Here is a 20473-nt window from a genome sequence, read left to right on the forward strand (position 1 = left end):
AAGAGAAAAAGCCAGCCCTGGAAGGACTGGCTTTGTATTCAGACTACAACAAAATTAGAACTGGTAGTTCAGACCAACAGCAACGATGTTGTCAGTGCTGATGTTCGCGCCAGCTTTGCTAGTGAATTCATTGTCATCCAGCAGGTTGATTTTGTAATCAACGAAGGTAGACATGTTTTTGTTGAAGTAGTAAGTAGCTCCCAGGTCTACGTATTCAACCAGATCCTGGTCGCCGTAACCGTTGATGTCTTTACCTTTGGATTTCAGGTAAGCGATGGACGGACGCAGACCGAAGTCGAACTGATACTGAGCAACAGCTTCAAAGTTCTGAGTTTTGTTAGCGATGTTATTAGCATCACCAAACACGGTCATGTTGCGGGTTTCGGAGTAGGTGGTCGCCAGGTAGATGTTGTTCGCATCATATTTCAGACCAGCAGCCCATACTTCAGCGTTTTTACCGCGAGCGTTCAGGTCGCCTGCACGGTTTACCTGAGAATCAGTACGGTCAGATTTCGCATAAGTAGCACCTACGCCAAAGCCTTCGTATTCATAAGTGGTAGACAGACCGAAGCCGTCACCATTAGCTTCATTTGGATTACGGCTGTCTTCGTTTTTGCCCTGGTACTGAGCAGCAAAGTTCAGACCTTCAACCAGACCGAAGAAGTCGGTGTTACGGTAGGTTGCAACGCCGGTAGTACGGCCAGTCATGAATACGTCAGTCTGGGTCCAGGTATCGCCACCAAATTCTGGCAGAACGTCGGTCCATGCACCGATGTCGTAGGCTACGCCGTAGTTACGACCGTAGTCGAAAGAACCGTATTCAGCGAATTTCAGACCAGCGAATGCCAGACGAGTTTTATCTTTGTCAGAACCACCGGTGGATTCGGTACGGTTACCTTTGAATTCATATTCCCACTGACCGAAACCAACCAGCTGGTCATTGATCTGTGTTTCGCCTTTGAAGCCCAGACGCGCATAGGTTTTGTCGCCATCGCTGCTGGTGTCGTCAGAGAAGTAGTGCTGAGCGTGAACTTTACCGTAGATGTCCAGTTTGTTTGCGTCTTTGTTATATACCTCAGCTGCGTTTACCGCACCTGCCGCCAACAGGCTAGTCACTGCCACTGCAACTAATTTAAGTTTCATTCTAAATAATCCTTATAATTTTTTCTTGGTGTGTTTCCTAAACCATTGCTAAACGAAGGAGTTCGTCAATGGCAAACTATTTTTAAATGACGCAGTGGTATAAGTTCAATAATAAGTTTCATAATATTGCGAAATATTTGAAGTTGTGTGATCCAGATCTACATAATATAGCTGATTGTATTAATCTTTATATGTGACAAATCTGAATGGGTATATTTACGCAGGGGACTATTATGGCAACTATGGTTTAAATGGTGTTAGTCACGTATGTGTAATATATGCATGCTGAGGATTATAGGTAAATATGAAATATTTTCGGGAGTTAATCAATTACCAATTATTTAACATTTAATTAAACAAATACAAACACAAACCGCAAGTGGAATGAACATTTATTATTCATTAATTTCATTACAGTGTAGCCGGGTTTTAGATTTGCGCGACAAAACCCGGCTTTTTTTCAGGCGCGGCGAGTTGCCAGCCAGCAAAGTAGCGATCCCGCGCAGACCATTAGTGCACCCTGCCAGAAAGATAGCGAAAGCGGTGCACTGAGTAACACAGCAGCCAGTGCGGAAGAGAGCACGGGGGTAAAATAGGAACCTACTGCCATGATGGTCACGTTGCCATGCAAAATGCCAATATTCCACGCTGCATAGGCAAATCCTAACGTTAATGCCGCTGAGAACATTTTAATAGTTACCGAAGTGCTGAAAATCATTTCTGGTTGCGGAGTCATAAAATAGTAAATCCACAAACTAGCGGCTGTTAGTAAAACGAACACGGTGATGCCGTTAAAGCCTTTTGCATATTTATTGGTCACCGTGCAATACGTTGCCCAGATAAAAGCGCCGAGAAAGGCGAGAAAATAGCTCAGCGGACTGCTGGCAACATTGTTGATAATTTCATCAAGGTTAAGGCCATTTTCACCACCCAAGACCCAACAAACCCCGGTCAATGCGATAATTAATCCAGGAATCACCAGCCAGGTTGTTTTTTGACCATTAAATAAAATAGCAAACAATATCGTCAGACTCGGCCAGAGATAATTGACCATACCGACTTCAATAGCCTGGTGACGAGTAGCCGCATAACCGAGAGCCAACGCTAAACATATTTCATAGGTAACAAAAAGCACGCTACCCGCGATTAAATAACGCACAGGAATTTTTCTGATATTCGGAAAGCCAACGGTAAAAATCAGCAACAGGCCACTTAACGAAAAAATCATTGCTGCGCCACCCGCAGGACCCAGCCCTTCACTTACCCCACGCATGAGTCCGACCATCGTGCTCCACAGCACGATGGCAATGAGCCCAATTAACGTTGCTTTTTGTTTTGTCATTCTGATTGTCTGTCCATGGTACTGGCAAAAATTTAAGCTGAAATTTATAGCATCTTTACATCGTAGCGCGCTAATTAATTGCCTTTCACATACTCCCTTATGGGTACAAAGGTTAAACAAAGTGCACTATTTAGTAGCGGAACCGTTTCGTTATTGATTTGACGCAAAAAAAATATGGATATAGCTGATAGTTTCGTCGCGAAGTTGTACATGTCATCTTTCAATTATGCCGCGCTGGCGCGATTTGAGAGATGTCCTGTACGAATCCCTGCAAAAAAGAGGAAAGCAATGGACGTCAGCCGCAGACAATTTTTTAAAATCTGCGCGGGCGGTATGGCGGGAACAACAGTAGCCGCTTTGGGTTTTGCACCCAAAATGGCACTGGCTCAGGCGCGAAACTATAAGCTGTTACGCGCCAAAGAGATCCGAAACACCTGCACATACTGTTCCGTAGGTTGCGGGCTATTAATGTATAGCCTGGGAGATGGAGCAAAAAACGCCAAAGAGTCGATTTACCATATTGAAGGGGATCCGGATCATCCGGTAAGTCGCGGGGCATTATGTCCTAAGGGCGCAGGATTACTGGATTACGTGCACAGTGAAAACCGTCTGCGTTACCCGGAATATCGCGCTCCTGGTTCCGACAAATGGCAGCGTATCAGCTGGGATGAAGCATTCACCCGTATCGCGAAGCTGATGAAAACTGACCGTGACGCCAACTTTATTGAGAAAAATGAGCAGGGCGTAACGGTAAACCGCTGGCTTTCAACCGGGATGCTGTGTGCATCTGCGGCAAGTAATGAAACCGGCATGCTGACGCAAAAATTTGTGCGCTCACTCGGCATGCTGGCAGTAGACAACCAGGCGCGCGTCTGACACGGACCAACGGTAGCAAGTCTTGCTCCAACATTTGGTCGCGGTGCGATGACCAACCACTGGGTTGATATTAAAAACGCTAACGTCGTGATGGTGATGGGCGGTAACGCCGCTGAAGCACATCCGGTGGGATTCCGCTGGGCGATGGAAGCTAAAAACAACAATGATGCCACGCTGATTGTTGTTGACCCTCGTTTTACACGTACAGCTTCGGTGGCGGATATCTATGCGCCAATTCGTTCCGGCACGGACATTACGTTCCTGTCCGGCGTCTTGCTGTACCTGATTGAAAATAACAAAATTAACGCTGAATACGTTAAGCATTACACCAACGCCAGCCTGCTGGTGCGGGATGACTATGCTTTTGAAGACGGTCTGTTCAGCGGGTACGACGCGAAAAAACGCCAATACGATAAATCGTCCTGGAACTACCAGTTCGATGAAAACGGCTACGCGAAACGCGATGAAACGTTAAGCCATCCTCGCTGTGTCTGGAACCTGCTAAAACAGCACGTTTCCCGCTACACGCCGGATGTGGTGGAAAACATTTGCGGTACGCCGAAAGAAGATTTCCTGAAAGTCTGCGAAGTGCTGGCCTCCACCAGCGCCGCCGATCGCACCACCACATTCCTGTATGCGCTGGGTTGGACTCAGCACACCGTCGGGGCACAGAACATCCGCACCATGGCGATGATCCAGTTGCTGCTCGGCAACATGGGGATGGCAGGTGGCGGTGTCAACGCCTTGCGTGGTCACTCCAACATTCAAGGGTTAACCGACTTAGGCCTGCTCTCTACCAGCCTGCCGGGCTACCTGACGCTGCCGTCAGAGAAACAGACAGATCTGCAAACCTATCTGGCCGCGAACACGCCAAAAGCGACATTGGCAGATCAGGTTAACTACTGGGGCAACTATCCGAAGTTCTTCGTCAGTCTGATGAAGTCTTTCTACGGCAATGCTGCGCAGAAAGAAAACGACTGGGGCTTTGAGTGGCTGCCGAAGTGGGATCAGTCCTACGACGTCATCAAATACTTCAACATGATGGATAGCGGGAAAGTCACCGGTTACATCTGTCAGGGCTTTAACCCTGTTGCGTCCTTCCCGGACAAAAACAAAGTGGTGCAGAGTCTCAGCAAACTGAAGTATCTGGTGATTATCGATCCGCTGGTGACCGAAACCTCAACATTCTGGCAGAACCACGGTGAATCAAACGACGTTGATCCGGCGTCGATTCAGACCGAAGTTTTCCGTTTACCTTCTACCTGCTTTGCGGAAGAGGACGGCTCCATCGCCAACTCTGGCCGCTGGCTGCAGTGGCACTGGAAAGGTCAGGATGCACCGGGTGAAGCCCGTAACGACGGCGAAATTCTGGCTGGTATTTACCACCGTCTGCGCGACATGTATCGCACTGAAGGCGGTAAAGGCGTAGAGCCAGTGCTGAAAATGAGCTGGAACTATAAGCAGCCGGACGAACCGCATTCTGAAGAAGTGGCAAAAGAGAACAACGGCTATGCGCTGGAAGATCTCTATGATGCCAACGGTGTACTGGTTGCGAAGAAAGGTCAGTTGCTTAACAGCTTTGCGTTGCTGCGCGATGATGGTTCTACGTCATCGTCCTGCTGGATTTATACCGGTAGCTGGACCGAGCAGGGCAACCAGATGGCCAACCGCGATAACGCCGACCCGTCAGGTCTGGGTAATACGCTGGGCTGGGCCTGGGCATGGCCGCTGAACCGTCGCGTGCTGTATAACCGCGCTTCGGCGGATCCGCAGGGTAAACCGTGGGATCCTAAACGCATGCTTATCCAGTGGAACGGTACGAAGTGGACGGGGAACGATATCCCGGACTTCAATACCGCGGCACCGGGCAGTGGCACCAATCCGTTTATCATGCAGCCGGAAGGGTTGGGACGTCTGTTTGCTATCGATAAGATGGCGGAAGGTCCGTTCCCGGAACACTACGAGCCGATGGAAACGCCGCTGGGAACTAACCCGCTGCACCCGAACGTGATCTCCAACCCGGCAGCGCGTCTGTACGAAGCGGATAAACTTCGTATGGGCACGAAACAGGACTTCCCGTACGTCGGGACGACCTATCGTCTGACCGAACATTTCCATACCTGGACCAAGCACGCATTGCTGAATGCGATCGCCCAGCCAGAGCAGTTTGTGGAAATCAGCGAAACGCTGGCGGCAGCGAAGGGGATCAACAACGGCGATCACGTGAAAGTCAGCAGCAAGCGTGGATTTATTCGCGCAGTTGCCGTGGTCACCCGTCGTCTGCGTACTTTGAACGTCAACGGTCAGCAGGTTGAAACGGTTGGGATCCCAATCCACTGGGGCTTTGAAGGAGTCGCGCGTAAAGGCTATATCGCCAACACCCTGACGCCGAATGTCGGTGATGCAAACTCGCAAACGCCGGAATACAAAGCGTTTTTAGTTAACATCGAGAAGGCGTAAGGGAGGCGAACATATGTCTATGGAAACGCAGGACATCATCAAACGGTCCGCAACAAACTCCATCACGCCGCCGCCTCAGGCTCGTGATTACAAAGCAGAGGTCGCGAAGCTGATCGACGTTTCCACCTGTATAGGCTGTAAAGCCTGTCAGGTGGCATGCTCAGAGTGGAACGATATCCGCGATGAAGTTGGCCACTGCGTCGGGGTTTATGACAACCCCGCCGATCTCAGCGCCAAGTCCTGGACGGTGATGCGGTTTACCGAAACCGAACAGAACGGCAAGCTGGAGTGGTTGATTCGTAAAGACGGCTGTATGCACTGTGAAGATCCGGGCTGCCTGAAGGCGTGCCCGTCTGCCGGGGCCATCATCCAGTACGCCAACGGGATTGTCGATTTCCAGTCAGAGCACTGCATTGGCTGCGGCTACTGTATTGCCGGGTGTCCATTTAATATTCCGCGCCTCAATAAAGAGGATAACCGCGTGTATAAATGTACGCTGTGTGTGGACCGTGTCAGCGTCGGGCAGGAACCTGCCTGCGTGAAAACGTGTCCAACCGGGGCAATACATTTCGGCACCAAGCAGGAAATGCTGGAAATGGGTGAACAGCGTGTGGCAAAACTGAAAGCACGCGGTTTTGAACATGCCGGTCTCTACAACCCGGAGGGGGTGGGCGGCACGCACGTCATGTACGTTCTGCATCATGCCAACCAGCCGGAACTGTATCACGGCCTGCCAAAAGACCCGCAGATTGATACCTCTATCAATCTGTGGAAAGGGGCGCTGAAACCGCTGGCCGCTGCCGGATTTATCGCCACCTTCGCCGGACTGATATACCACTACATTGGTATTGGTCCGAATAAGGAAGTGGACGACGACGAGGAGGATCATCATGAGTAAGTCGAAAATGATTGTGCGCACGAAGTTTATCGACCGCGCCTGTCACTGGACGGTGGTGATCTGCTTCTTCCTGGTGGCGCTGTCGGGGATTTCATTTTTCTTCCCGACTCTGCAATGGCTGACGCAAACCTTCGGTACGCCGCAGATGGGACGCATTTTGCATCCGTTCTTCGGCATACTGATTTTCGTGGCGCTGATGTTCATGTTTGTACGCTTTGTGCACCACAACATCCCGGATAAGAAAGATATTCCGTGGCTGAAAAACATTGTGGAAGTACTGAAAGGCAATGAACACAAAGTGGCGGATGTGGGCAAATACAACGCCGGGCAGAAAATGATGTTCTGGTCGATCATGAGCATGATTTTCGTGCTGCTGATCACCGGTATCATTATCTGGCGTCCGTACTTTGCGCAGTTCTTCCCGATGCAGGTCGTGCGCTATAGCCTGCTGATCCATGCGGCGGCGGGGATTATCCTGATGCACGCCATCCTCATCCATATGTATATGGCATTCTGGGTGAAAGGATCGATTAAAGGTATGGTCGAAGGGAAAGTGAGCCGTCGTTGGGCGAAGAAACATCACCCACGTTGGTATCGCGAAGTTGAAAGACAAGAAGCGAAAAAAGAGAGCGAGGAAGGGGTTAACTAACCCCAGATGTTCCCTCTACGCAATGGCGCTACATCGGTAGCGCCATTTTTTTGCCAAAAAAACGTCATGTTTCTGTCATCTGCTGAACGTAACGTGTTGTCTTTCCGATAATAGAAGAGTTAAAAGACAATGCATCTGGTGAAAAAATTACTCGCAGTCAGCGTGTTTCTTTGTGCTTCAGCTCAGGCGCAGAACATCCTCGAATTTCCTCAGCCGGAGAACAACCCGGAAGAGTTTTATGCCGTAACCGAAATCCCGGCAGGCGGAATGATTAAATATGAAACCGACGCCAAAACCGGTTTTATCGTTGCCGATCGCTTCCAGTCAATGCCGGTTGCCTATCCCGCCAACTACGGGTCACTCACCCAGTCTTTAGCCGGTGATGGCGATCCGCTGGACGTCATTTTTTATACCCGTGCACCGCTGGCTCCGGGAACGCTGATTAAGCTGCGCGCAATAGGCGTCCTGAAGATGATCGACGGCGGTGAAAAGGACGACAAAATTGTTGCCGTTCCGGCCAGCAAAATTGACCCTACTTATGATGACATCAAAGAATTGAGCGATCTGCCCAAGATTGAAGTTCAACGTCTGGAATCTTTCTTCCGCGTGTACAAAGATCTGCCGGAAGGGCGCAAGAAGGTCGAATTAAACGGTTTCAACGACGCCGCTACGGCAAAGCAAGAGATCAAACAGGCCTGGGATGCCTGGAAAGAGAAAAAACCTCAGTAATAAATGGTATGCCGGATGGCATAAGTTTATCCGGCATTTACTTTTATCACTGTACTGCCAGCTTACGCAGGCGTGAAATATCCACGCTTTTTTGGGCCTCTGCCAAACTCCAGGTATTTTGCAGGTTTAACCACATTTCGGGTGAACTGCCAATCACTACAGAAAGTTTAATCGCCATCTCAGGCGTCAGGGCTGCCTTCCCGGTTAATAGTCGACTTGCCGTTGAAGGCGCAATCTCCATAGCTCTGGCAAACTCGCGCAGGCTGACATTGAGTTCTTCCAGCGCTTCCTGAATGATATCCCCAGGGCGGGGATGATTTGCCATCTTCATCAATGATAGTCCTCGTAGTCCAGTATGTACGCGTCGCCATTGACGAATTCAAACGTAATACGCCAGTTACCTGAAACAGCAATTGCCCAAATGCCGTCACGATCACCCACCAGAGGATGTAGCTTATAACCGGGCATATTGATATCTGTAACCTTGCTTGCCGCATCAATAACGGCAAGCCTGTGCCGTAATCGTCGGACATGTTTCGCCATAACGCCTGATGTTCGTCCATGAAGAAACAATTCGCGCAATCCCTTGTGTCTGAAGTTCATGATCATCCGTATCATCCTTGTTCCTTCAAGAGGAACACTACCATTAATGTTCCGTTAAACGCAACACCAAGATTGCGATATTTAAAATTGTGCGCCGGATGTGCAAAAAGAAAAAGAGAGAAGGGGAATATCTGGAAAGCGTCACGCAAGAATTGCCGGATGGCAGGCCTACACGCGCATTTTGCTGATGTAGGCCAGATAAGCTTGCGCCATCCGGCAATAAAGGTTACTCCAGTTGTGAGTTCAGACGCTCAATCTCTTTACGCCATTGCGCCTGTAACAACGGTTTCTGGTGCTTCGGCTTGCGCGCGAGATCGTCGGCCAGACGCTGTTCCAAATCGAGGAGTTGTTCCAGCAATCCATCGCTGTCACCGCTTATTTCAGCTTTCACTTCGACCACCGTTTTGGGAACGGTTATCTCCGCGGACGTTTCCCGAATACGCGCATTGACCGCCTCCAGATCGTGCCATTCACTGAGCTCGCCATTGTCGATTAACCAGAACCGATTACAGCTTTGGCTGATAAGCTGCCGGTCGTGACTGACCAGCAACACGCCGCCGTTATAGCTTTGTAGCGTTTCTGCCAGCGCCTCTTTGCCTTCCATATCCAGATGGTTGGTCGGTTCATCAAGCATCAGCAGACTGTAGCGCGCAAGCGTCAGCCCAACAAACAATAGCCGGGAGCGCTCACCGCCGCTTAATGTACTGACCCGCTGCGCATGACGAACCCACGGAAATCCCGCGCTAATCAGCGCCATCTTGCGAATCTCTGGCTGCGGGGCAAACGCTTCCAGTGCGTCAAACAATGAATCGTTATCGGCAAGCTGATGCAACGTCTGGTCGTAATAACCCAGCGTAACGCGCGGGTGCAACACCAGTGAAGGCGTTGCCAACTGTGACTGAAACTGTTGCCATATAAGCCTTAACAGCGATGATTTCCCGCAACCGTTACGGCCGACAATCGCCACGCGATCGCCGCTTTTTAACCGGATACCGGCAATGGAAAACAGCGTATCTGCGCCGGGAGCAGGGGCTACAGACAGATTGGTCATCTCCAGCAAACGATCTGCACGCAGGGCATCACCCTGCAATGTTAGTGTCCACTGACTTCCTGACGTCACTTCTGTTTGCACCTCTTTCAGACGCTGTACCTGTTTTTCCATCTGCTTGGCCTTGCGGGAGAGATCTTCGTTGTCGTAGACCCGCCCCCAGGTTGCCAGCCGTTTGGCGCTGGCAGTCACCCGGTCTATCTCTTTTTGCTCAGCCTTGTGACGCAGAGCATCGCTGACATCTCTTTCCGCCAGCGCCTGACGCGCCGCGCTACAGGGTAGATCGAAGGCATGGAGGGTGCGATCGCGCAAGATCCAGGTTCCGTGAGTCACCGCGTCCAACAGCTGAGGGTCGTGGGAAACCACCACAAAACTACCAGACCAGTTCTGTAAGAACTGCTCCAGCCACAGTAATGTTGGCAAATCCAGGTGGTTACCCGGCTCATCCAGCAGCAGCAGGTCAGGATTACGCATCAGCGCCCGCGCTAATAGCAAGCGCGTGTGCTGGCCACCGCTCAACGTTTGCGCTGTCAGAGACAAATTCTCTGGCGTAAAACCCATTTCGGCGAGCAACGCTTCAACCCGCCACTGCTGAGCTGCACGTTCGTGCTCTGGAAGTTGAGCAAGAACCGCTTCCTGCAGCGTAAGGGGCAGTATATCGTCAGGTAAATGTTGTTCTACACGCGCGAGATGGCAGTGATTCGCCTGCGCGATTGACCCACTTGTGGGCGAGATCGTGCCATCAAGCAGTTTTAACAGCGTGCTTTTGCCGCAGCCGTTGTAACCGATAAGCCCGATGCGGTCGCCTTTTTTCAGGGTAAAGGAAAGATCGTCGAATAGCGTGCCGAATGCCGTATCAACGTGTAAGGATTGTGCGGTTAGTAATGTGCTCATTGTTGCTTACTCAAGAGTTACAGGCGTAAAAACGCCTCGTCAAACATCGCTGACGATAACCCGGTAAGCCCGAGAGAAGGGGATTTAGAAGTTAGCTTCGCTCAAGCAGAAGTTATCGCAGCACGATACCGATAACGCTTGAGCACTGGCGATCGCCAAAAGCATGTGAAACGATAAAACGTTCACAGTACAGCATAAGTATCCTCCTTTTATTTTTCAGAATGTTGATCGGTAGCGAAAGTGTAATCGCAAGTTACGCACAAGCGCAAGTGTCGAACGCCCGGCAGCAGAGTGCCGCCGAGCAAACCGTCAAATAGAGGTTCGACGGTAGTCGCGATATTCTGCTTGCCAGAAATTATCGTCAATCGCCTGTTGCAGCGCTTCGGCGGAGGTTTTCACCGCCACGCCTTGCTGCTGAGCCATTTTACCGACGGCAAAGGCAATGGCGCGAGAAACGGTCTGAATATCTTTCAGTTCCGGTAGCACCAGTCCTTCACCGTTGAGCACCAGCGGTGAATACTGTGCCAGCGTTTCACTCGCCGACATCAGCATTTCATCAGTGATGCGGGACGCGCCAGACGCAATCACACCCAGACCAATACCCGGGAAGATATAGGCGTTGTTACACTGGGCGATTGGATAAATTTTATCTTTCCACAGTACCGGTGCGAACGGACTACCGGTCGCAACCAGCGCGTTACCTTCGGTCCAGGCGATAATATCCTGTGGCGTAGCTTCAACACGGGAAGTGGGGTTAGACAACGGCATGACGATCGGACGCGGACAATGCTTGTGCATTTCGCGGATGATCTCTTCGGTAAACAGGCCGGTTTGTCCGGAAACGCCAATCAGGATATCCGGCTTAACGTTGCGCACCACATCGAGCAACGACAGGACATCTTCTTGTGTATCCCAGTGCTGCAGATTTTCGCGTTTTTGCACCAGTTTGGTCTGGAAGGAGAGCAGGTTCGGCATTTTGTCTGTTAACAGGCCGAAGCGATCGACCATGAATACGCGTTGACGCGCCGCTTCTTCGCTTAAACCTTCACGCTGGATTTGCGCAATGATCTGCTCGGCGATCCCGCAACCGGCTGAACCCGCACCGAGGAAGACGATGTTCTGTTCGCTCAACTGGCTACCTGCCGCGCGGCTAGCTGCAATCAGCGTACCGACGGTAACCGCCGCGGTGCCCTGAATATCGTCGTTAAACGAGCAAATTTCATCGCGATAACGGGTCAGCAGTGGCATAGCGTTTTTCTGTGCGAAATCTTCAAACTGCAACAGCACGTCCGGCCAGCGATGCTTCACGGCCTGGATGAATTCATCAACGAATTCGTAGTATTCATCATCAGTGATACGTGGATTGCGCCAGCCCATATACAGCGGATCGTTCAGCAGTTGCTGGTTGTTGGTCCCCACGTCCAGTACCACCGGAAGAGTGTAGGCCGGGCTAATTCCGCCACATGCGGTATACAGCGACAGTTTACCGATTGGAATGCCCATCCCGCCGATCCCCTGATCGCCCAGACCTAAAATACGTTCGCCATCGGTGACAACGATGACCTTGATATTGTGGTTAGGGACGTTTTGCAGGATATCGTCCATATTGTGGCGGTTCTGATAAGAGATAAACACGCCGCGCGCGCGACGATAAATTTCAGAGAAACGCTCACAGGCTGCGCCGACCGTTGGGGTATAGATAACAGGCATCATCTCATCAAGATGATTATGCACCAGTCGGTAAAACAGGGTTTCGTTGGTGTCCTGGATGTTGCGCAGGTAGATATGTTTGTCGATTTCGGTTTTGAATCCCTGATATTGGATCCAGGCGCGTTCAGCCTGCTCTTCAATCGTCTCGACCACTTCCGGCAGTAACCCCAGCAGGTTGAAGTTACGGCGTTCTTCCACACTGAAGGCGCTCCCTTTATTCAGTAAAGGGAATTCCAGCAGTACCGGGCCAGCGTAGGGGATGTAAAGGGAACGCAGTTTTTTGGTTTCGTTTTCCATGTCACTCACTCTTTTTTGAATAACCGTCCCTGGCGCTCTTTATGATCGTATGTGGCCTGTCCGCCAGGGAAACGGGCGAAGTATAAAGCATTGTGAATGGGTTAAGGGGTTTTATAAGCAAAAACACCACTGCGGTTGCAATGGTGTTTATCTCGTTATTCAGTCAGACGTGCGAAAGGCTACTTGCCGTCAGTGCGGCGCTTTCTTCCAGTAGGATTGTTGACCACGTTGGTTTTGTCACCTTCGGTCACGACTTTACGTTGATTTGAGATTTTGTGGTCCAGTCCGAGAATATGACGGGCCTGACGGTTCGATTTCATTCTAACTCCTTAATCCTGTTACTGGTTTCAAGGGCGAGCCCGTATGAAAACGGACGAAATACAACCTGATATAAAGCCGATGTTCAACATAACGGCTTTCTGGATGGTCGGTCATTTTATCTGAAAGGTCAATGCTTAAGCGGCAAATGAGAACTATCCCGTATGTAACATGCTTTTTCCCGGACGTCCTATACTAGTAACTCCGACGACAACACAGGAGAGCGGTAATGACTATCCATAAGAAAGGTCAGGCACACTGGGAAGGCGACATTAAGCGCGGCAAAGGCACTGTGTCGACCGAAAGTGGCGTGTTGAATCAGCAACCGTATGGGTTTAATACACGATTTGAAGGTGAGAAAGGCACCAATCCTGAAGAGTTGATTGGCGCGGCCCATGCAGCCTGCTTCTCGATGGCGCTTTCGCTGATGCTGGGCGAAGCGGGGTTTACGCCAGATGCCATTGATACCACTGCCGATGTTTCTCTGGATAAGGTAGATGCCGGGTTTGCGATCACTAAAGTCGCGTTGCATAGCCAGGTGAGCGTGCCGGGAATAGACGCCGCCACGTTTGACGGCATCATCCAGAAAGCAAAAGCCGGATGCCCGGTATCGCAGGTACTGAACGCGGAAATTACGCTGGATTACAAACTGAAGTCTTAATCGTGGCGTGCCGGATGCGACGATGTCTTATCCGGCCTACAACGTATAAGGATATTGCGCCGGATGTAAGTCGGTCTTATCCGGCATCGGATGATGTTATTGCGCTACCCAACCGCCATCCATATTCCACGCCGCGCCGCGCACCTGCGCCGCACCGTCTGAACATAAGAATAACGCAAGATTCCCTAACTGCTCTGGGGTAACGAATTCACGCGACGGCTGCTTTTCCGCCAGCAGGGCATCACGCGCGGCTTCAGGCTCTGCGCCTTCGGCAATACGCTTGTCGATCTGTTGCTGAACCAGCGGCGTGAGCACCCAGCCGGGACACAGCGCATTGCAGGTTACCCCCGTCTGCGCGGTTTCCAGCGCAATGGTCTTGGTGAATCCCACCACACCGTGCTTCGCCGCTACGTAGGCAGATTTCTCTTTTGAAGCCACCAGGCCGTGAACAGAAGCGATATTAATGATTCGACCCCAGTTACGCTCGCGCATACCAGGAAGCGCCAGACGCGTGGTGTGAAAAACGGAAGAGAGATTAATGGCGATAATCGCGTTCCATTTATCAACCGGGAAGGTTTCCACTGGGGATACATGCTGGATCCCCGCGTTGTTGACCAGAATATCAACACCGCCGAATTCGCTCTCGGCATAGCGCATCATGTCGGCAATTTGCGCTTCATCGCTCAGATCCGCGCCATGATAGCCTGGTGTTTTGCCATATTGCGCAACAGCGTCTTTGGCGGCATCCACATCACCAAACCCGTTAAGGATCAGGGTAGCGCCCGCTTGCGCCAGCACCTGTGCGATACCTAATCCGATACCGCTGGTCGAGCCGGTAACCAGGGCGGTTTTTCCCGTTAAGTTCATGATGATTCTCCTTAAACAATTCCGGTTGTGTAGAAGACGCCGATGACAAACAGTACGGCCAGACTTTTAATGACGGTAATAGCGAAAATTCCGCCATACGCCTGACGATGGCTGAGACCGGTGATAGCCAATAAGGTAATGACCGCGCCGTTATGCGGCAGGGTGTCCATACCGCCGCTGGCCATAGATGCCACGCGGTGGAAGACTTCAAGTGGGATATTGGCAGCGTGAGCGGCTGCAATGAAGGTATCAGACATAGCGGCAAGGGCAATACTCATCCCGCCAGACGCCGAGCCGGTGATCCCGGCAAGCGTGGTGATGCTGATAGCCTCATTGAGCAGCGGGTCAGGAATAGCCGCCAGCGCTTTTGACAGCACGAGGAAACCTGGCAGGGCGGCAATCACTGCACCAAAACCGTACTCTGACGCAGTGTTCATCGCCGCAAGGATCGCGCCGCCAACCGCCGTTCTGCTGCCTTCCGCCAGGCGACCTTTAATGTTGCGGTAGCCGAAGAGCACCACCAGCAGGATCCCAGAAATCAGCGCCGCTTCCACTGCCCAGATAGCGGTGATTTTACCGACTTCGGTGGTAATCGGCTTGGCGAGTCCCGGAAGCTCAAGTTGATGCGTGGCGCCATACCATTGCGGGATCCAGCGGGTAAACAACAGGTTAAATACCCCAACCAGGATCAGCGGAGAGATCGCGATGATCGGATTCGGCAGGTTAATGTTATCCGGCGTTTCCGGCTCGTTTAACAGTTCAGTCCCATAACCCTCATTCTTAGCCTGCGCTTTACGACGCTGACGTTCGAGATAAACCAGACCAACAACGATGATAAACACGGAACCTATCAGACCCAGCCACGGCGCGGCCCAGGCGTTTGTCCCGAAAAAGCTGGTCGGAATAATGTTCTGGATCTGCGGCGTGCCTGGCAGGGCATCCATGGTGAAGGAGAACGCGCCCAGCGCAACGGTTGCCGGGATCAGGCGTTTAGGAATATTGCTCTGACGGAACAGTTCGGCCGCAAAAGGATACACTGCAAACGCCACTACGAACAGCGATACGCCGCCATAGGTCAACAGCGCGCATACCAGCACAATCACCGGGATGGCATGACGACGACCAAGGATGTTGATAGCGGCGGCAACAATGGAACGTGAAAAACCGGACAACTCGATTAACTTGCCAAACACTGCACCCAGCAAGAACACCGGGAAGTAAAGCTTCACAAAACCGACCATTTTTTCCATAAACAGGCCGGTGAAGGCAGGGCCGACGGCGCTGGGTTCGGTAAGCAATACAGCACCTAATGCCGCGATGGGGGCAAACAGGATGACGCTGTATCCGCGATAGGCTGCCAGCATCAGCAGGCCCAGCGCTGCCAGGGCGATTAATACACTCATCATGACTCCTTATTATTATATTGGGGTACAGAAAGAGATGTTATGGTTTCAGGGCAAAGCGCAGTTGATGCTCTCTGCGTTGCTGGATGTATTCCTTGCGTGAATCATCCCAGTGATAAAACCCCTGACCGCTGCGTAAACCGGTATCACCGTTGGCAACCTTGTCAGCGACCAGTGACATCATGTCGCTACCGGTTGCCAGTTCCGGGAGCAGATGTCGGCAAATGTCCTGCACCGTAGAGAGTCCGGTCATATCTGCCGCCTCCAGTGGACCAACCATCGCATAGCGACGTCCGAGCGAGGCGCGCATCACCTGATCAACCACTTCTGCGCTGGCGATGCCGCTTTTAACGATATGTAGCGCTTCACGCAGCAGGGCAAACTGCAGTCGGTTGCCAACAAAACCAGGGGCGGCGCGGTCGAGCACCACCGCCTCAAGTTGCATCGCGATCAGCATTTGTTGTAATTCATGGAGATATTCCGGCTTCGTTGCGGTGCCAAGCACAATTTCGACCAGCGGAATAAAATGAGGCGGGTGCCAGAAATGGGCTATCAGTAACCGCTCGGGATGGACGAGCTTTTCCGCCAGTGCATCCGGCGGCAGGCCGCTGGTGTTACTGGCAATAACGGCCTCCGGCGCGATCAGCTCTTCCAGTTGGGCATACAGTGCATGTTTGAGTTCGAGCCGCTCCGGGATCGCTTCAATCAATAGCTTGCATGCGGCAATATCCTGTAGCGAGGTCGTGCCGCGCAGACGAGACACGACCGTCGTTTTTTCACCAATGGCAAATTGGTCGGTGGCTATCAGCTCATCCAGGATACCGCCGGCAACTCCGCTTATTTCTGCAATTCGGCTGCTATCGGTATCGTATAACCAGACATCGTGACCATAACGGGCGAAGTGGGTAGCAATGCCGACGCCCATTAAACCCGCCCCCAGGACGCAGATAGGTTTACTATGCATGAGATATCTCCTGTGAACGCTCCACTGCCAGCGCCACACCTTGACCGCCGCCCACGCACAACGTAGCCAGCCCTTTTGCGGCGTTGCTGCGAGCCATTTCGTGCAGCAGTGTTACCAGAATCCGGCAACCTGATGCGCCAATCGGGTGCCCTAGCGCAATTGCGCCGCCGTTCACGTTCACCCGGTTGCTGTCCCAGTTCAGGGATTCGCCAACCGCCAGCGCTTGTGCGGCAAATGCTTCGTTGGCTTCGATAAGATCCACGTCATTCAGCGTCCAGCCAGCACGTTTCAGGCACTGGAGGGACGCTTCTACCGGCCCAATCCCCATAATGGCGGGATCGACGCCAGAAACCGCGTAGCCTGCTACCCGGACCAGTACCGGCAGATTGAGTTCTGCTGCTTTGGCAGCGCTCATTAACATCACCGCGGCGGCGCCATCATTGATGGATGAGGCATTTCCGGCAGTCACCGTACCGTTACCTGGACGAAATGCTGGTTTAAGTTGCGCCAGCTTGTCGGCCTGAGTATCCGGGCGAGGCTGTTCGTCACGATCCACCACACGTGGCGGTTTTTTGCCCTGCGGGACGCTGACCGGCGTGATTTCCGCGCTAAAACGACCCGCTTCAATGGCGGCGGCGGCTTTTTGCTGGGAGCGTAGGGCAAAAGCATCCTGTTGCTCACGGCTGATCACAAACTTATCCGCCAGATTTTCGGCAGTAATTCCCATGTGATAGTCGTTGAACGCATCCCACAGACCGTCATGCACCACGCTGTCTTTCATGCTGGCATGACCCAACCGCAGACCGGCCCGCGCGCCGTCGAGAAAATAGGGCGCATTACTCATGCTCTCCTGGCCTCCGGCAATCACGATTTGCGCATCGCCACAGCGAATCGCCTGTACCGCCTGATGCACCGCCTTCAGACCCGAACCACACACAAGATTAATGGTTAACGCGGGCGTGGTGACTGGCAGACCTGCGCGTAATGCCGTTTGTCTGGCCGGATTCTGACCGCAGCCCGCGGCCAGAACCTGACCTAAGATCACCTCATCAATTTGCTCGGGTGCCACAGCCGTTTTTTCCAGCAGCGAACGGATCACCACTGAACCAAGCTCAACCGCGGAAAGTGGTGCCAGCGCGCCATGAAAACTGCCAATCGGGGTGCGCGTTGCCGCGACAATGACAACATCCTGCATGGTCAGCTCCTCAGCTAAATTGCATTTCGGGGACATTTTCGGGAACGATGAGCTTACCGGCGGTTCTGGCGACAATCTCATCCACGCTGATGCCCGGTGCGCGTTCACGCAGAATGAACGCACCGTCGGCAATTTCCAGCAGAGCCAGATCGGTAAGCACACGTTTGATGCAGGCCACACCGGTCAACGGCAGGGTGCAGGCGGGAAGCAGTTTCGACTCACCGCTTTTGGAAGCATGGGTCATTACCACAATGATATTGTCGGCTCCGGCAACCAGGTCCATCGCGCCGCCCATGCCTTTCACCATTTTTCCGGGGATCATCCATGAGGCAATATTGCCGTTAACATCGACTTCAAACGCACCGAGCACCGTCAGATCAACGTGACCGCCGCGGATCATGGCGAAGGATTGCGCAGAGTCGAAAATCGCCGCGCCTTTGCGCGCCGTCACGGTCTGTTTCCCGGCGTTGATCATGTCGGCATCAATTTCGTCTTCTGTGGGAAACGGCCCCATACCGAGCAAACCGTTCTCTGATTGCAGCATCACGTCCATGCCATCAGGGATATAATTTGCCACCAGCGTGGGAATACCGATCCCAAGGTTGACGTAATAACCGTCGCGCAGCTCGCGGGCGACGCGCATCGCCATTTGTTCACGCGTTAACATGGTCAGGCTCCTTTCTGGCGCAGGGTGCGTTGTTCAATACGTTTTTCAAACTGCCCCTGAATGATGCGGTTAACGAAAATTCCGGGAGTGTGAATCGCAGCAGGGTCCAGTTCTCCGGGAGGGACAATCTCTTCGACTTCCACGACGGTAATGCGCCCGGCGGCGGCCATCAGCGGATTAAAGTTCTGTGCGGTGTGGCGATAGATGACGTTGCCGTACCAGTCGGCTTTCCAGCCTTTAACCAATGCAAAATCACCGGTTATCGCCTGCTCAAGGATGTAAGGGCGTCCGGCAAACTCGCGAACCTCTTTCCCTTCCGCCACGGGGGTTCCATATCCAGTCGCGGTAAAAAATGCCGGGATCCCCGCGCCGCCCGCTCGCAACTGCTCTGCCAGCGTACCCTGTGGCGTCAGGATGGCTTCCAGTTCGCCACTAAGCACCTGCTTCTCAAACAGGGCGTTTTCCCCTACATAGGACGCGACCACTTTGCGCACCTGACGCGTTTCCAGCAGTACGCCAAGGCCAAAGCCATCCACGCCACAGTTGTTTGATACAACGGTAAGTCCCTGTACCTCTCGACGGCGTACTTCGGTAATCAGGTTTTCAGGGATCCCACATAAACCAAAACCGCCCGCCAGCAGCGTCATGTTGTCGGTCAGTCCTTCCAGCGCCTCTTGATAAGTGGCAACACGTTTATCCAGTCCAGCCATACACTTGCCTCCCCAGTTGTCCTTGCCGACATCATTGGGGGTGAAAAATGATTTGTTAATTTTAAATTTGTGACTCACTCATTGGGTTTTTTTATCAATTTAATGTTAATTAAAGGTATTCAACAGGTTAAAGGAATGCGAAATGGGAATGAGCATCAAACAGTTACGCGCGTTTTTAGCGGTAGCTCACACTCTGAATTTTGCTCATGCCAGCGAAAGACTGAATATGTCGCAACCCGCGTTAAGCCTGGCGATTAAAGGACTGGAAGATTCTCTGGGCGGGGCGTTACTGTTAAGAACTACCCGCAAAGTGACCCTGACACAGGAGGGAGAAACGCTGCTGAATATGGGGCGACAGCTGCTGGCGGACTGGGAGAATACGGAAGAAGCCATGCGCCAGCGCTTTACGCTGCAACGCGGTAAAATCTCGATCGCCGCCATGCCCTCATTTGCCACTAACGTCCTGCCATCGGTACTGAAAACATTTCGTGATTCTTATTCCGGTATCAACGTAACGGTTCATGATGTGATCAATGAACACGTGATTGAAATGGTCAGTGAAGGGCGTGTCGAGCTGGGCATAGCCTTCGAGCCGGACTATTCGGGACATCTGCATTTCACGCCGCTCGGCGTGGATCGTTTTATCGCGATTGTGCCGCCAACCTGTCGGCTGGCAGGCAGGGATCGTATTGCGTGGCGCGAACTGCTGACGCTGGATTTCATCACCCTGCAACGCCCGTCCGCCGTGCGGCTGATGCTGGAAGAACAACTGGTGCAAAGCGGACATACGCTGGAAGTAGCGCTGGAGAGCCATCAATTGGTAACCGTTGGCCGTCTGGTGGCTAACGGTCTGGGCGGTAGCGCCGTACCGGCACTTTGCCGCACGCAAATGACAGAGTTAGGCGCAACCTGTATCGATCTGGATACGCCGGTGATCCAGCGTCGGATCGGGGTTTTGCGTTCGGCGCATCATAAATTATCTACCGCTTCCGAGGTGCTGGTGGATTCACTGAAAAAGGCGTATCGCACCTGACTTTTC

Annotated in this window: 19 protein-coding genes; 6 read left to right on the plus strand and 13 right to left on the minus strand. The window is 52.3% G+C overall.

The features are described 5' to 3' along the window. Positions 1-54 precede the first annotated feature (54 nt). Both ompD and yddG read right to left on the minus strand, forming a co-directional pair. Positions 55-1143 (minus strand): porin OmpD, encoded by a 1089-nt coding sequence (ompD, locus tag OGY83_RS04835; RefSeq protein ID WP_079937272.1) that lies wholly within the window; start codon positions 1141-1143, stop codon positions 55-57. Between the two features lie 460 nt (positions 1144-1603). Then, entirely contained in the window at positions 1604-2485 is an 882-nt protein-coding gene (yddG, locus tag OGY83_RS04840; protein ID WP_123267207.1) for an aromatic amino acid efflux DMT transporter YddG, read from the minus strand. A 288-nt stretch (positions 2486-2773) separates the two neighbouring features. Here yddG and fdnG point away from each other — a divergent pair, with 288 nt between their 5' ends. The 4 genes from fdnG (at position 2774) to OGY83_RS04860 (ending at position 8097) form a co-directional block, all read left to right on the plus strand. Beyond that, entirely contained in the window at positions 2774-5821 is a 3048-nt protein-coding gene (gene fdnG, locus OGY83_RS04845; protein WP_123267206.1) for a formate dehydrogenase-N subunit alpha, read from the plus strand. A 13-nt stretch (positions 5822-5834) separates the two neighbouring features. Further along, a complete protein-coding gene (gene fdnH / locus OGY83_RS04850) occupies positions 5835-6719 on the plus strand; it encodes a formate dehydrogenase N subunit beta (protein ID WP_003833024.1) in 885 nt (294 codons plus the stop codon). Then, positions 6712-7368 carry a formate dehydrogenase-N subunit gamma gene (gene fdnI, locus OGY83_RS04855; RefSeq protein ID WP_003020054.1) on the plus strand — a complete coding sequence of 219 codons (657 nt, stop codon included), beginning with the start codon at positions 6712-6714 and terminating at the stop codon, positions 7366-7368. Before fdnH ends, fdnI begins: the two co-directional genes overlap by 8 nt. Before the next feature lie 129 nt (positions 7369-7497). Beyond that, positions 7498-8097, plus strand: a complete 600-nt coding sequence (locus OGY83_RS04860) for an inorganic diphosphatase (RefSeq protein WP_079937906.1) — start codon at positions 7498-7500, stop codon at positions 8095-8097. A 46-nt stretch (positions 8098-8143) separates the two neighbouring features. Here the strand turns inward: OGY83_RS04860 and OGY83_RS04865 are convergent, their stop codons facing one another. From OGY83_RS04865 to sra, 5 genes are all read right to left on the minus strand, one after another. Then, positions 8144-8428, minus strand: coding sequence for a HigA family addiction module antitoxin (locus OGY83_RS04865; RefSeq protein WP_003833018.1), 285 nt, complete (start codon positions 8426-8428; stop codon positions 8144-8146). Further along, entirely contained in the window at positions 8428-8706 is a 279-nt protein-coding gene (locus OGY83_RS04870; protein ID WP_286635376.1) for a type II toxin-antitoxin system RelE/ParE family toxin, read from the minus strand. Before OGY83_RS04870 ends, OGY83_RS04865 begins: the two co-directional genes overlap by 1 nt. A 220-nt stretch (positions 8707-8926) precedes the next feature. Next, positions 8927-10642 (minus strand): ABC-F family ATP-binding cassette domain-containing protein, encoded by a 1716-nt coding sequence (locus OGY83_RS04875; protein WP_286635377.1) that lies wholly within the window; start codon positions 10640-10642, stop codon positions 8927-8929. A 309-nt stretch (positions 10643-10951) separates the two neighbouring features. Continuing rightward, positions 10952-12649, minus strand: a complete 1698-nt coding sequence (gene maeA / locus OGY83_RS04880) for a malate dehydrogenase (protein ID WP_003833011.1) — start codon at positions 12647-12649, stop codon at positions 10952-10954. Between the two features lie 179 nt (positions 12650-12828). Further along, entirely contained in the window at positions 12829-12969 is a 141-nt protein-coding gene (sra, locus tag OGY83_RS04885; RefSeq protein ID WP_079937903.1) for a stationary-phase-induced ribosome-associated protein, read from the minus strand. 227 nt (positions 12970-13196) lie between these two features. Here sra and OGY83_RS04890 point away from each other — a divergent pair, with 227 nt between their 5' ends. Further along, positions 13197-13628, plus strand: coding sequence for an OsmC family protein (locus tag OGY83_RS04890; RefSeq protein WP_286635378.1), 432 nt, complete (start codon positions 13197-13199; stop codon positions 13626-13628). A 96-nt stretch (positions 13629-13724) separates the two neighbouring features. Here OGY83_RS04890 and OGY83_RS04895 read toward each other — a convergent pair whose 3' ends face one another. The 6 genes from OGY83_RS04895 to OGY83_RS04920 are packed head-to-tail and all read right to left on the minus strand — an operon-like array spanning position 13725 to position 19434. Further along, complete coding sequence (locus OGY83_RS04895) at positions 13725-14495, minus strand: 3-hydroxybutyrate dehydrogenase (RefSeq protein ID WP_286635379.1); 771 nt, start codon at positions 14493-14495, stop codon at positions 13725-13727. Between the two features lie 11 nt (positions 14496-14506). Continuing rightward, positions 14507-15901 carry a GntP family permease gene (locus OGY83_RS04900; RefSeq protein WP_196776256.1) on the minus strand — a complete coding sequence of 465 codons (1395 nt, stop codon included), beginning with the start codon at positions 15899-15901 and terminating at the stop codon, positions 14507-14509. A 37-nt stretch (positions 15902-15938) separates the two neighbouring features. Then, a complete protein-coding gene (locus tag OGY83_RS04905) occupies positions 15939-16862 on the minus strand; it encodes a 3-hydroxyacyl-CoA dehydrogenase family protein (protein ID WP_286635380.1) in 924 nt (307 codons plus the stop codon). Further along, on the minus strand, positions 16855-18057 hold the full coding sequence (locus OGY83_RS04910) for an acetyl-CoA C-acetyltransferase (protein WP_286635381.1): 1203 nt from the start codon (positions 18055-18057) through the stop codon (positions 16855-16857). The genes OGY83_RS04905 and OGY83_RS04910 overlap by 8 nt, the downstream gene beginning before the upstream one ends. Before the next feature lie 10 nt (positions 18058-18067). Continuing rightward, on the minus strand, positions 18068-18724 hold the full coding sequence (locus OGY83_RS04915; RefSeq protein WP_191214553.1) for a CoA transferase subunit B: 657 nt from the start codon (positions 18722-18724) through the stop codon (positions 18068-18070). A 2-nt stretch (positions 18725-18726) separates the two neighbouring features. Then, complete coding sequence (locus OGY83_RS04920) at positions 18727-19434, minus strand: CoA transferase subunit A (protein WP_003020020.1); 708 nt, start codon at positions 19432-19434, stop codon at positions 18727-18729. 142 nt (positions 19435-19576) lie between these two features. Between OGY83_RS04920 and OGY83_RS04925 the strand changes: the two genes are divergently transcribed. Further along, positions 19577-20467, plus strand: coding sequence for a LysR family transcriptional regulator (locus OGY83_RS04925; RefSeq protein WP_079937899.1), 891 nt, complete (start codon positions 19577-19579; stop codon positions 20465-20467). The last annotated feature ends 6 nt before the right edge of the window (positions 20468-20473 follow it).

Origin of the sequence: Citrobacter sp. Cpo090 (assembly GCF_030332665.1) — a bacterium.
Lineage (GTDB): Bacteria > Pseudomonadota > Gammaproteobacteria > Enterobacterales > Enterobacteriaceae > Citrobacter > Citrobacter portucalensis.

Bases quoted from the DNA above. Each gene is read 5' to 3' on its own strand.
- ompD (WP_079937272.1), bottom strand. From the start codon at position 1,143: ATGAAACTTAAATTAGTTGCAGTGGCAGTGACTAGCCTGTTGGCGGCA.
- yddG (WP_123267207.1), bottom strand. From the start codon at position 2,485: ATGACAAAACAAAAAGCAACGTTAATTGGGCTCATTGCCATCGTGCTG.
- fdnH (WP_003833024.1), top strand. From the start codon at position 5,835: ATGTCTATGGAAACGCAGGACATCATCAAACGGTCCGCAACAAACTCC.
- fdnI (WP_003020054.1), top strand. From the start codon at position 6,712: ATGAGTAAGTCGAAAATGATTGTGCGCACGAAGTTTATCGACCGCGCC.
- OGY83_RS04860 (WP_079937906.1), top strand. From the start codon at position 7,498: ATGCATCTGGTGAAAAAATTACTCGCAGTCAGCGTGTTTCTTTGTGCT.
- OGY83_RS04865 (WP_003833018.1), bottom strand. From the start codon at position 8,428: ATGAAGATGGCAAATCATCCCCGCCCTGGGGATATCATTCAGGAAGCG.
- OGY83_RS04870 (WP_286635376.1), bottom strand. From the start codon at position 8,706: ATGATCATGAACTTCAGACACAAGGGATTGCGCGAATTGTTTCTTCAT.
- OGY83_RS04875 (WP_286635377.1), bottom strand. From the start codon at position 10,642: ATGAGCACATTACTAACCGCACAATCCTTACACGTTGATACGGCATTC.
- maeA (WP_003833011.1), bottom strand. From the start codon at position 12,649: ATGGAAAACGAAACCAAAAAACTGCGTTCCCTTTACATCCCCTACGCT.
- sra (WP_079937903.1), bottom strand. From the start codon at position 12,969: ATGAAATCGAACCGTCAGGCCCGTCATATTCTCGGACTGGACCACAAA.
- OGY83_RS04890 (WP_286635378.1), top strand. From the start codon at position 13,197: ATGACTATCCATAAGAAAGGTCAGGCACACTGGGAAGGCGACATTAAG.
- OGY83_RS04895 (WP_286635379.1), bottom strand. From the start codon at position 14,495: ATGAACTTAACGGGAAAAACCGCCCTGGTTACCGGCTCGACCAGCGGT.
- OGY83_RS04900 (WP_196776256.1), bottom strand. From the start codon at position 15,901: ATGATGAGTGTATTAATCGCCCTGGCAGCGCTGGGCCTGCTGATGCTG.
- OGY83_RS04905 (WP_286635380.1), bottom strand. From the start codon at position 16,862: ATGCATAGTAAACCTATCTGCGTCCTGGGGGCGGGTTTAATGGGCGTC.
- OGY83_RS04910 (WP_286635381.1), bottom strand. From the start codon at position 18,057: ATGCAGGATGTTGTCATTGTCGCGGCAACGCGCACCCCGATTGGCAGT.
- OGY83_RS04915 (WP_191214553.1), bottom strand. From the start codon at position 18,724: ATGTTAACGCGTGAACAAATGGCGATGCGCGTCGCCCGCGAGCTGCGC.
- OGY83_RS04920 (WP_003020020.1), bottom strand. From the start codon at position 19,434: ATGGCTGGACTGGATAAACGTGTTGCCACTTATCAAGAGGCGCTGGAA.
- OGY83_RS04925 (WP_079937899.1), top strand. From the start codon at position 19,577: ATGGGAATGAGCATCAAACAGTTACGCGCGTTTTTAGCGGTAGCTCAC.